Origin of the sequence: Spongiactinospora gelatinilytica (assembly GCF_003236385.1) — a bacterium.
GTDB classification, from domain to species: domain Bacteria; phylum Actinomycetota; class Actinomycetes; order Streptosporangiales; family Streptosporangiaceae; genus Spongiactinospora; species Spongiactinospora gelatinilytica.
In genome coordinates this window covers 1-9,722 of sequence record NZ_POUA01000303.1, presented here as the reverse complement: position 1 = coordinate 9,722, position 9,722 = coordinate 1, and the positions used below count along the sequence as shown (strand labels likewise).

General features: G+C 71.5%; 12 protein-coding genes. 8 read left to right on the top strand and 4 right to left on the bottom strand.

Annotation, left to right across the window (positions count from 1 at the left end):
• A partial coding sequence (locus C1I98_RS41815) for a DUF5719 family protein (protein ID WP_233508285.1) occupies positions 1 to 858 on the top strand: 858 nt, incomplete at its 5' end.
• Between the two features lie 16 nt (positions 859 to 874).
• On the opposite strand, the gene C1I98_RS29175 is transcribed toward C1I98_RS41815, so the two are convergent.
• Positions 875 to 1,270 (bottom strand): metallopeptidase family protein, encoded by a 396-nt coding sequence (locus C1I98_RS29175; protein ID WP_111170613.1) that lies wholly within the window; start codon positions 1,268 to 1,270, stop codon positions 875 to 877.
• Positions 1,271 to 1,535: 265 nt separating this feature from the next.
• Between C1I98_RS29175 and C1I98_RS29170 the strand changes: the two genes are divergently transcribed.
• From C1I98_RS29170 to C1I98_RS29150, 5 genes are read left to right on the top strand one after another with little or no spacing between them, the layout of a single operon-like run.
• Positions 1,536 to 1,904 carry a DUF3499 domain-containing protein gene (locus C1I98_RS29170; RefSeq protein WP_111170612.1) on the top strand — a complete coding sequence of 123 codons (369 nt, stop codon included), beginning with the start codon at positions 1,536 to 1,538 and terminating at the stop codon, positions 1,902 to 1,904.
• Positions 1,905 to 1,960: 56 nt separating this feature from the next.
• Entirely contained in the window at positions 1,961 to 3,319 is a 1,359-nt protein-coding gene (locus tag C1I98_RS29165) for a phosphomannomutase/phosphoglucomutase (RefSeq protein WP_111170611.1), read from the top strand.
• Entirely contained in the window at positions 3,316 to 3,495 is a 180-nt protein-coding gene (locus C1I98_RS29160; RefSeq protein WP_199537296.1) for a Trm112 family protein, read from the top strand. Before C1I98_RS29165 ends, C1I98_RS29160 begins: the two co-directional genes overlap by 4 nt.
• Positions 3,492 to 4,619 (top strand): SIS domain-containing protein, encoded by a 1,128-nt coding sequence (locus C1I98_RS29155; RefSeq protein WP_233508284.1) that lies wholly within the window; start codon positions 3,492 to 3,494, stop codon positions 4,617 to 4,619. Before C1I98_RS29160 ends, C1I98_RS29155 begins: the two co-directional genes overlap by 4 nt.
• 56 nt (positions 4,620 to 4,675) lie before the next feature.
• Entirely contained in the window at positions 4,676 to 5,632 is a 957-nt protein-coding gene (locus C1I98_RS29150; protein WP_111170609.1) for a cation diffusion facilitator family transporter, read from the top strand.
• Between the two features lie 69 nt (positions 5,633 to 5,701).
• On the opposite strand, the gene C1I98_RS29145 is transcribed toward C1I98_RS29150, so the two are convergent.
• The 3 genes from C1I98_RS29145 to C1I98_RS29135 are packed head-to-tail and all read right to left on the bottom strand — an operon-like array spanning position 5,702 to position 7,994.
• Entirely contained in the window at positions 5,702 to 6,373 is a 672-nt protein-coding gene (locus tag C1I98_RS29145; protein WP_199537294.1) for a response regulator, read from the bottom strand.
• Positions 6,370 to 7,599, bottom strand: a complete 1,230-nt coding sequence (locus tag C1I98_RS45165) for a sensor histidine kinase (protein WP_111170607.1) — start codon at positions 7,597 to 7,599, stop codon at positions 6,370 to 6,372. Before C1I98_RS45165 ends, C1I98_RS29145 begins: the two co-directional genes overlap by 4 nt.
• 35 nt (positions 7,600 to 7,634) lie before the next feature.
• Positions 7,635 to 7,994: a MerR family transcriptional regulator gene (locus tag C1I98_RS29135; protein WP_111170606.1), complete on the bottom strand. Its 360-nt coding sequence runs from the start codon at positions 7,992 to 7,994 to the stop codon at positions 7,635 to 7,637.
• Between the two features lie 98 nt (positions 7,995 to 8,092).
• Between C1I98_RS29135 and ahcY the strand changes: the two genes are divergently transcribed.
• Complete coding sequence (gene ahcY / locus C1I98_RS29130; RefSeq protein WP_111170605.1) at positions 8,093 to 9,523, top strand: adenosylhomocysteinase; 1,431 nt, start codon at positions 8,093 to 8,095, stop codon at positions 9,521 to 9,523.
• Positions 9,524 to 9,545: 22 nt separating this feature from the next.
• A partial coding sequence (locus C1I98_RS29125; protein ID WP_199537293.1) for an adenosylhomocysteinase occupies positions 9,546 to 9,722 on the top strand: 177 nt, incomplete at its 3' end.

Below are 9,722 nucleotides of genomic sequence, written 5' to 3'. Positions count from 1 at the left end.
GTCGTGGTGGGGCCGGGCGGGCACCAGGCGATCCCGCTTGCGGAGCTGGCCCCCACGCCGCTGGTGATGGCCGTGGAGGTGCGCACGAGCACCGGCCGGGTGGCCGCCGCGGTCCACGTACGCCTCGGCGACGGGCGGAAGGGAGGTGGCGTGGACTGGCTCCCGGCCGCCGCGCCGCCCGCGACCAGGGTCGTGGTGCCCGGCATTCCGGGCGGCGGCGGCAAGCGCGAACTGTACGTGGCCGCGCCCGGCGAGGCCGACGCCGTGGTGAAGGTCAAGGCCGTCACCGAGGACGGTTCCTACGCGCTCAAGGGCCGCGAGACCGTCGAGGTGCCCGCCGGGTCGGTCGCCACGCTCGACGTGTCCAGCGGCATCGCGGCGGGGGCGGCGGCCCTCGTGCTGAGCGCGGAGGTCCCGGTGGTGGCCGGGGTGGTGGTGACCGGTACCGGCAGCGGCCCGGACGTGGCGTTCAGCGCGGGCGGGTCGCCGATCGGCCTGGGCAGCACGGTCGCCGAGAACGGCGGCGGCGCCGGCCGGAGCACCCGGCTGCTGCTCACCGCGCCGGAGGGGGCCGCCAAGGTGCGCGTCCAGGTCGTACCGGCGCGCGGGCAGGCCCCGCCGCCCGTGGACGCGGCCGTGTCGGCCCAGCGGACCGCGCAGGTCAAGCTCCCGAAGGTGCGCGGGGAGTACGCGCTGACGGTCACCCCGCTGCCCGGCTCCGGCCCGGTGTACGGCGGGCGGGCGCTTGAGGAGCGCACCGGCGACGGCCCGCTGATCACCGTCCAGCCGCTCGCGCTGGGCCGCGCCTGGGCTCTGGTGCCGCCGGTGGTGGACTCCGCCGTCGCCGTACTGCCCTGACCTGGTTCTTCGGGGATCAGTGCCGGTCGTCGTAACCGGGATCGACGGTCTCGGGGGACAGCCCGAGCAGGTTGGCGACCTGCTCGACCACCGCGTCGTGGACGAGCGCGCCCAGCGTGTCACGGTCGCGCGCCCGCGCCTCCAGCGGCCTGCGGTAGACCACGACGGCGGCCGGGCCGGACCCCGCCGCGGGCTCGGCCCGCCCGAACGGGATCGGCTCGCCGACCACCCGCCCCGGGCCGTCGCCCAGCTCGCTCGCCGGGGGGACCTCCTCCACGGAGAACTCCACCGACGCCAGTTGCCTGGCCCAGCGCGGCTTGAGCCGGTCCACGGCATCGAGCACGAAGTCGTCGAAGCGCTCGCTCCTGGACCTGGCGATCGGCACGTGCGGGGGCGCGATCGGACCGCGCATGCCACGGCCGTGGCGGTCACGCCTGCGCGGGCCGCGCGGCCGGGGCGCCCCTCCGGGCGTGCCCCCTGTTGCGGAGCTCACAGCGCAAGCTTAGGTGCTGCCGCCCGCATCGGCAGGCCCGTTCGCCCCGGGCTTGGGCGACTGGAGGGGCCGGATAGCACGCAAGACGGTGAAAGCCATGACACCTGTCCGAATTGTGGCGACACGCTCGTTAAGAGCCGCCTGGATAGTGGCGCCTGGGACTCTTACCGGATACGGTCCCTCCGTGAGCCCCGTCCGCCGCTGTTCGCGCACCGCCTGCAGTCAGCCTGCCGTCTTCACGCTCACGTACGTTTACGCCGACTCGACCGCCGTGCTCGGCCCGCTGGCGACGTACGCCGAGCCGCACTGCTATGACCTGTGCGCCGAACACGCCGAGCGGCTGACCGCCCCCCGCGGATGGGAGGTCGTGCGCCTGCCCAGCGAGGCGGCCCGGCCGAGCAGCGACGATCTGGAAGCGCTCGCCAACGCGGTGCGCGAGGCGGCCAAGCCGGCCAAGTCCGGCAGCGGAGAGCCGGTGGGTCAGGGGATCGAGGTCGGCAGGCGCGGTCATCTCCGGGTGCTCCGATCCGCGCGACCGCAGCGCGACCGCTAGTAGGCTCGAAGCGTTCTCGGCCAGACGGACAATCGATCACCAGGGCGGAGCTGGGAGTGGGCGACCTCGCCAGGATCTTCAAGGCTTACGACGTTCGCGGCGTGGTCCCGGACGAGCTGGACACGGAGATCGCGGAGGCCGTGGGGGCCGCCTTCGCGGAGGTGACCGGGGCGGCTTCCATCGTCGTGGGGCGCGACATGCGCGCGTCCTCCGAGCCGCTGGCGGCGGCGTTCGCCAGGGGCGCGACCGCGCGCGGGGCGGGGGTGCTCGACATCGGCCTGGCCTCCACCGACCTGCTCTACTACGCCAGCGGCAGCCTCGGCAGGCCGGGGGTGATGTTCACCGCCAGCCACAACCCCGCCCGCTACAACGGCATGAAGCTCTGCGGCCCCGGAGCCGTGCCGATCAGCGAGAACACCGGCCTGACCGAGATCCGCGACCGTGCCGCCGAGCTGATCGCCGACGGCGGCCCGCGGTGCGGCCCGGTCACCGGCGAGGTCGTGGTCAAGGACCTCCTGCCCGGCTACGCGGGCCACCTGCGCACGCTCGTCGACCTGTCGGCGATGCGCCCGCTTTCGGTGGTGGTCGACGCGGGCAACGGCATGGCCGGGCACACGGTCCCGGCGGTGTTCGACGGGCTGCCGGTCAAGCTGACCCGGCTGTACTTCGAGCTGGACGGCTCCTTCCCCAACCACGAGGCCAACCCGATCGAACCGGCCAACCTGCTCGACCTGCGCAAGGCCGTGGTCGAGCACGGGGCCGACATCGGCCTGGCCTACGACGGCGACGCCGACCGCTGCTGGGTGGTGGACGAGTTGGGGGAGTCCGTCTCGCCGTCCACTGTGACCGCGCTGGTCGCCGCCCGCGAGCTGGCCAAACACCCCGGCTCCAAGATCATTCACAACTTGATCACCTCGGCGGCGGTGCCGGAGATCGTCCGCGAGCACGGCGGCGTACCGGTCCGTACCCGGGTCGGTCACTCGTTCATCAAGGCCGAGATGGCCCGCACCGGAGCGATCTTCGGCGGCGAGCACTCGGCCCACTACTACTTCCGCGACTTCTGGTACGCCGACTCCGGGATGCTGGCCGCGCTGCACGTGCTGGCCGCCCTGGGGGCGCAGGACCGGCCGCTGTCCCAGGTGGTGGCGCGCTATGCCCGCCACGTGGCGTCAGGGGAGATCAACAGCACCGTCGCCGACCAGCGCGCGGCCGTCGAGCGGGTCAGGTCCGCCTTCGACGGCCGGGAGGGAGTGACTTTCGACGAGCTGGACGGCCTGACCGTGACCGGCGACGGCTGGTGGTTCAACCTCCGCCCGTCCAACACCGAGCCGCTGCTCCGGCTGAACGCCGAGGCGGCCGACGAGCGAAAGATGGCGGAGGTCAGGGAAGAGGTCCTGGCCCTCGTGAGGAGATAGCTGTGAAGATCGACGACTGGTTGCTGGAGATCCTGGCCTGTCCCGCGTGCAGGTCGCCGCTCCGGGCCGACTCCGAGGCCGAGGAGCTGACCTGCACCTCCAGCGCGTGCGGACTGGTCTATCCGGTCCGCGATGACATCCCCGTGCTGCTCGTCGACGAGGCCCGCAAACCGTGACCTCGCCGCCTGACCTGCGCTGGGACGCGGACAGGCTCGACGATCAGGGATATCTGGTCGAGGCGGACCCAGGCGGCATGCTGCCCGTGCTCGCCTCCGCCGCGGCGCAGGTGCGCATCGCCGGGAGGGCCGTGGCCGGCGCGGGCATCGACGGCGGGCTGGCCGCCGACGGCAGGCCGCGTGCCGTGGTGGTGGCCGGGGTGGGGACCGCGGCGCTCGCGGGCGACCTGCTGTCCGCCGTGTGCGGGCCGGGCTCGCCCGTGCCGTTCGTCACCGTCCGCTCCTTCCGGCTGCCCGGCTGGGTGGGCACCGCCGACCTGGTCATCGCGGTGTCCTTCTCCGGCGACACCGAGGAGACGCTGGCGCTGGCCCGCGAGGCGGTCCGCCGGGGGTGCCGGCTGCTCGCGGTCGGGCGCGCCGAGTCGCCGTTGCAGGCCGTGGCCAGGCAGGCCGGCGCGCCGTTCGTGCCGGTGGAGGCGGCCGGTCCGGCGCGGGCCGGGCTGTGGGCGATGCTGGTGCCGCTGATCTGCGCCGCCGCGGCCATCACCCTGACCAGCGCCGACGACGCGTTGCTTGAGACGGTGGCCGAGCGGCTGGAGGAGACCGCGCACCGATGTCGCCCTGCCAGCGAGTCGTTCATCAACCCCGGCAAGAGCCTGGCCATGGAGCTGGCCGAGACGGTTCCGATGGTCTGGGGCTCCTCGCCGCTCACCGCCGTGGCCGCGCACCGGCTGGCCGCACGGCTCGGCCAGGACGCGGCCTACCCCGCCCTGCACGGGGAGATCCCCGACGTCTGCCACGACCAGGCGGGCGCGCTGGACGGCCCGCTGGCCGCCCGCGACATCTTCGCCGACGAGGGCGCCCGCACGCTGCGGCTGGTGGTGCTGCGCGACACCGACGAGCACCCGAGCGTGGCTCGCCGCCGCGAGCTGTGCCTGCGGCTGGCCCAGGACCGCGGCGTTCCGGTCACCGAACTCAAGGCCGAGGGCGGGCATCCGCTGGAGCGGATCGCGACGCTGGTCGGTTTGTTGGATTATGGGAGCGTTTATCTGGCTTTGGGGTACGGTATCGATCCGTCTCCGGTCCCCGTGGTCGGCGAGCTGGAGATGCGGCTTTCCGAATAGGATCCAGATGCTGTTCCCGGATACCCCGGCCGGTTGATCGAGAGTGGAGACGACACGTGAGCGCGAGTGGCGGTACCAAGGCGATCGTCGCGGCGTTGATCGCCAATCTGTCCATTGCCGTGGCCAAGTTCGTGGCATATCTCTTCACGTTGTCCTCCTCGATGCTGGCCGAGTCGATCCACTCGGTCGCCGACTCGGGCAACCAGGTGCTGCTGCTGGTCGGCGGCAAGCGCGCGCAGCGGGCCCGCACTCCCAAGCACCCCTTCGGCTACGGCCGGGAGCGCTACTTCTACGCGTTCGTGGTGGCCGTGGTGCTGTTCACGGTCGGTGCGGTGTTCTCCATCTACGAGGGCGTGCACAAGATCAGTGATCCGCATCCGGTGAAGACGCCGGTCGTCGCGTTCGGGGTGCTGATCTTCGCGATCATCGCCGAGACGTTCTCCTTCCGCACCGCGATCAGGGAGGCCAACCAGGTCCGCAACGGGCAGTCGTGGGTGCAGTTCATCCGCAGGTCCAAGGCCCCCGAGCTGCCGGTGATCGTGCTGGAGGACCTCGGCGCGCTGGTCGGCCTGATCCTCGCCCTGCTCGGCGTGGCCATGGCCGTGATCACTGGGAACGGCGTCTGGGACGGCGTCGGCACCATCGCGATCGGCGTGCTGCTCGCGGTCATCGCGGTCATCCTGGCCGTGGAGACCAAGTCGCTGCTGATCGGTGAGGGCGCGGGCGAGGAGACCGAGGACCAGATCGTCGCCGCGCTCACCGGCGGCCCCGAGGTGTCCCGGGTCATCCACCTGCGCACCCTGCACATCGGCCCGGAGGAACTGCTGGTCGCCGCCAAGATCGCGATCGACCACGACGACACGGCCGCCGAGGTCGCCCGCGGCATCGACGCGGCCGAGCAGCGGGTCCGCGCCGCCGTGCCGATCGCCCGGGTGATCTACCTGGAGCCCGACCTCTACCAGTCCCAACGCGCCGACCCGGCCACCACCGCCCCGGCACCCGGCGCGGGGTGACCCGTCGCCACCGCTCTGGCGCGCGGTGCGGGGTGACCCCGTCGCTACTGCTCTAGCGCGCCCGGTGGGCTACCGCTCTGGCGCTCGGTGCGGGGTGACCAGGCCCGTCTCGTAGGCGTGGATGACCGCCTGGGTGCGGTCGCGCAGGCCCAGCTTGGCGAGCAGGCGGGCCACGTGCGTCTTCACCGTGTGCTCGGAGACCACCAGTTCGGCGGCGATCTCCGCGTTCGACAGGCCCCTGGCGATCATCCGCAGCACCTCGCCCTCGCGCGGCGTCAGCCCCGGTGTCTCCGGTACGGCGGGCCGCCGCGCGGCGAACGTCGCGATCAGCCGCCGGGTGACCTTCGGGGCCAGCAGCGCCTCGCCCCTGGCCACGATCCGCACCGACTCGGCCAGGTCGCCCGACCGCACGTCCTTCAACAGGAACCCGCTCGCCCCCGCGGAGAGCGCGTCGTAGACGTAGTCGTCGAGGTCGAAGGTCGTGATCATGATGACCTTGGTGTCGTGCGCCTCGATGATCCGTCGGGCCGCCTCGATGCCGTTCATCCTGGGCATCCGGATGTCCAGCAGGGCGACGTCGGGGCGGGTCCGCTCGGCCAGGCGTACGGCCTGGACGCCGTCTGCGGCGGTACCGGCGACGGTGAGGTCCGGCTGGGCGGCGATCACCGCCGCGAAGCCGCGCAGCACCACCGGTTGGTCATCGGCGATCAGCACGGACATCGGGGAGGAGGGCGCGGTCATTCGGTCGGTAGTCCGGCCTGGACGAGGAAGCCCCCGTGCGGCCCGGGACCGGCGGTGAACCACCCGCTTAGCGCGAGCGCCCGCTCGCGCATGCCGATCAGGCCGTGACCCGCGCCCTCACTCTCCTCCGCACCGTCCTTGTCCCCGCCCGCGTCTCCCGGACCGTTGTCGGCGACGCGTATGGCCAGCAGGGTGGGACGGTACGCCAGTTCGATCGAGACCCGCGCGCCAGGGGCGTGGACGCGGGCGTTGTGCAGCGACTCCTGCACGATGCGGAAGGCGCTGACGTCCACCGCCTGGGGCAGCGGGCACTCCTCGCCCACCACGTCCAGGTCCACGTCACCGGGGTGCTGCTCGATCAGCTCGGGCAGTTGGGCGAGCCCGGGTTGCGGCGCGGTCTCCGCCGCGTCCGGGATGTCCGCCCGCAGTACGCCGACCAGGCGGCGCATCTCGGCGAGCGCGTCGCGGGCGTTGCCGGCGATGTCGGCGAACTCCCGCCTGGTCGCCTCGCCCAGCTCGTCGCCCTCCTCGGCGAGCGTGAAGGGGGCGGTCTCGGCGCGTACCGCGATCATCGACACGGAGTGGGCCACGACGTCGTGCATCTCCCTGGCGATCCTGGCCCGCTCGGCCATCGCCGCCCGCTCCTTGACCTGGTCCAGCCGGTCGGCCCGGAACAGGTCGATCTCCATGCGGCTGCCGCGCAGCTCGGTGAGTAACGTCACCACCAAGATCGTGACACCTACGATCGACCATATCCCGTGCTCGTACACGCTGATGAGCAGCAAGGCCGCGGCGGCGCCGAGCCCGCAGACCCATCGGGTGGAACGGGGCAGCATTCCGAGCAGCGTGTAGACCGACAGGATTCCGGACAGGTAGATGGGTATCGGCGCCTTGTTGGGCAGGATCTCCGCCACGGCAAGGATGCCGGCGCCGATCAGAATCAGGGCGAGCGCCGGCAGGCGAAACCGGCGCCGTACCATCTGGGGCGCGGTGGCCAGCAGCAGGCCGCTCAGCACGATCAGGCCGGGCTGGCTCAGCCCTGAGTAGAACACCCCGTCGCTCCGCAGGAGGTAGGTGACCTGTGGACTCACATAGTTCGGGATGACCGCCAGCAGCGTGAGCGTGAGGCCGATGGCCACGTCCAGCAGCCGGGATCGGAAGAATCGGCCGAGGTTCATCTCCGACAACGCTCGTTCGGCGCTGTCGAGCCTGGTGGTGAGCGACATGTCAGGAATTGTGGCCGTACCGTCCCGGTCTGTCGTCACTCTTTCGAGCGACGATCAATCGTCGGTCGGCCGCGCAGCAGTCGCAGCGCCTTCTCCTTCTCGAAGTCCAGCGCGCGGCGCGGGGCCTGGATGCGGCCGATGCGCAGGCCCAGCTCGCGCACGGCGTGCGCGACGCCCGGCTCGGTGAGCACCCGCAGCGCGAACGCCAGCTCGGCCGGTGAGGCGTCGAAGCGCCGCTCCAGCTCGATCGCGTGGGCGACGGCGGCCAGCTCCTCCTCCCCGAACCGGCGGTGCGCGCCGTGCCCGCGGACCGGGGGCAACAGCCCCAGCGCCTCCCGGTAGCGCAGCATCCGGGGCGACATGCCGAGCCGCTTGGCGGCTTCTGTGATCCGCATTCTGACAATCCTATGTCAGGATTGGCCCTCTCGGTGTGCGCTGGGGCGTACCGGGCCCATAAACTCGCTGACGACGACATCAGCCAGAGGGGAATGACATGGACTTCAAGGTGGCCGACCTGTCGCTTGCCGCCTTCGGGCGCAAGGAGATCCACCTCGCCGAGCACGAGATGCCCGGCCTCATGGCCGTCCGCCGTGAATACGCGGGCAGCAAGCCGCTGCGCGGCGCGCGGATCATGGGATCGCTGCACATGACGATCCAGACCGCCGTGCTCATCGAGACCCTGGTCGAGCTCGGCGCCGACGTCCGCTGGGTGAGCTGCAACATCTTCTCCACCCAGGACCACGCCGCCGCGGCCACGGTCGTCGGGCCGGACGGCACCGTCGACGACCCCAAGGGCGTGCCGGTGTTCGCCTGGAAGGGCGAGACGCTGGAGGAGTACTGGTGGTGTACCGAGCAGGCGCTGAGCTGGCCGGACGGCGCCGGCCCCAACATGATCCTCGACGACGGCGGTGACGCCACGCTGCTCGTCCACAAGGGCGCGGAGTACGAGAAGGCGGGCGCGGTCCCGACCGCCGACGCCGACGACCCCGAAGAGTGGAAGATCATCCTGGACACTCTCCGCCGGTCCATCGAGACGAGCCCCGGCAAGTGGACCGCCACCGCCGAAGCGATCAAGGGCGTGACCGAGGAGACCACCACCGGCGTGCACCGCCTGTACGAGATGCACAAGAACGGCACGCTGCTCTTCCCGGCGATCAACGTCAACGACTCGGTGACCAAGTCGAAGTTCGACAACAAGTACGGCTGCCGCCACTCCGTGATCGACGGCCTGAACCGCGCCACCGACGTGCTGATCGGCGGCAAGGTCGCGGTCGTCTGCGGCTACGGCGACGTCGGCAAGGGCTGCGCCGAGGCGCTGCGCGGCCAGGGCGCGCGGGTGGTCATCACCGAGATCGACCCGATCTGCGCCCTCCAGGCCGCGATGGACGGCTACCAGGTCACCACCCTGGAGGAGATCGTCGGCCAGGCCGACATCTTCGTCAGCGCCACCGGCAACTTCAACATCATCACGGCCGAGCACATGGCCGCGATGAAGCACCAGGCCATCGTGTCCAACATCGGCCACTTCGACAACGAGATCGACATGGCGGGCCTGGCCAAGCTGCCCGGCATCAAGCGCAACAACATCAAGCCGCAGGTCGACGAGTGGATCTTCGCCGACGGCCACTCCGTCCTCGTGCTGGCCGAAGGCCGGCTGATGAACCTGGGCTGCGCCACCGGCCACCCCTCGTTCGTGATGTCCAACTCCTTCACCAACCAGGTGATCGCCCAGATCGAGCTGTTCACCAAGACCGACGCCTACCCGCTGGGCGTCTACACCCTGCCCAAGCACCTCGACGAGAAGGTCGCCCGGCTGCACCTCGACGCCCTCGGCGTCAAGCTGACCACGCTCACCAAGGCGCAGGCGGAGTACATCGGGGTCGACGTCGAAGGCCCCTACAAGTCCGACCACTACCGCTACTGAGTCATCCGGCGGTCGGTGCGCAGTGGAGATCTCCGGGGAGGCCGGCGAGCGGCGGATCGAGTGGGCCGCCCGCGCCATGCCGGTACTGCGGGCGGTCGGCGAGCGGTTCGCCGCCGAGCGCCCGCTCGACGGCATGCGGATCGCCGCCTGCCTGCACGTGACCGCCGAGACCGCGGTCTCGGCGGTCACGTGCAGGCAG

Coding starts and splice junctions, on each gene's coding strand:
- C1I98_RS29175 (WP_111170613.1), bottom strand. CDS start 1,270: ATGCGCGGTCCGATCGCGCCCCCGCACGTGCCGATCGCCAGGTCCAGG.
- C1I98_RS29145 (WP_199537294.1), bottom strand. CDS start 6,373: ATGACCGCGCCCTCCTCCCCGATGTCCGTGCTGATCGCCGATGACCAA.
- C1I98_RS45165 (WP_111170607.1), bottom strand. CDS start 7,599: ATGTCGCTCACCACCAGGCTCGACAGCGCCGAACGAGCGTTGTCGGAG.
- C1I98_RS29135 (WP_111170606.1), bottom strand. CDS start 7,994: ATGCGGATCACAGAAGCCGCCAAGCGGCTCGGCATGTCGCCCCGGATG.
- ahcY (WP_111170605.1), top strand. CDS start 8,093: ATGGACTTCAAGGTGGCCGACCTGTCGCTTGCCGCCTTCGGGCGCAAG.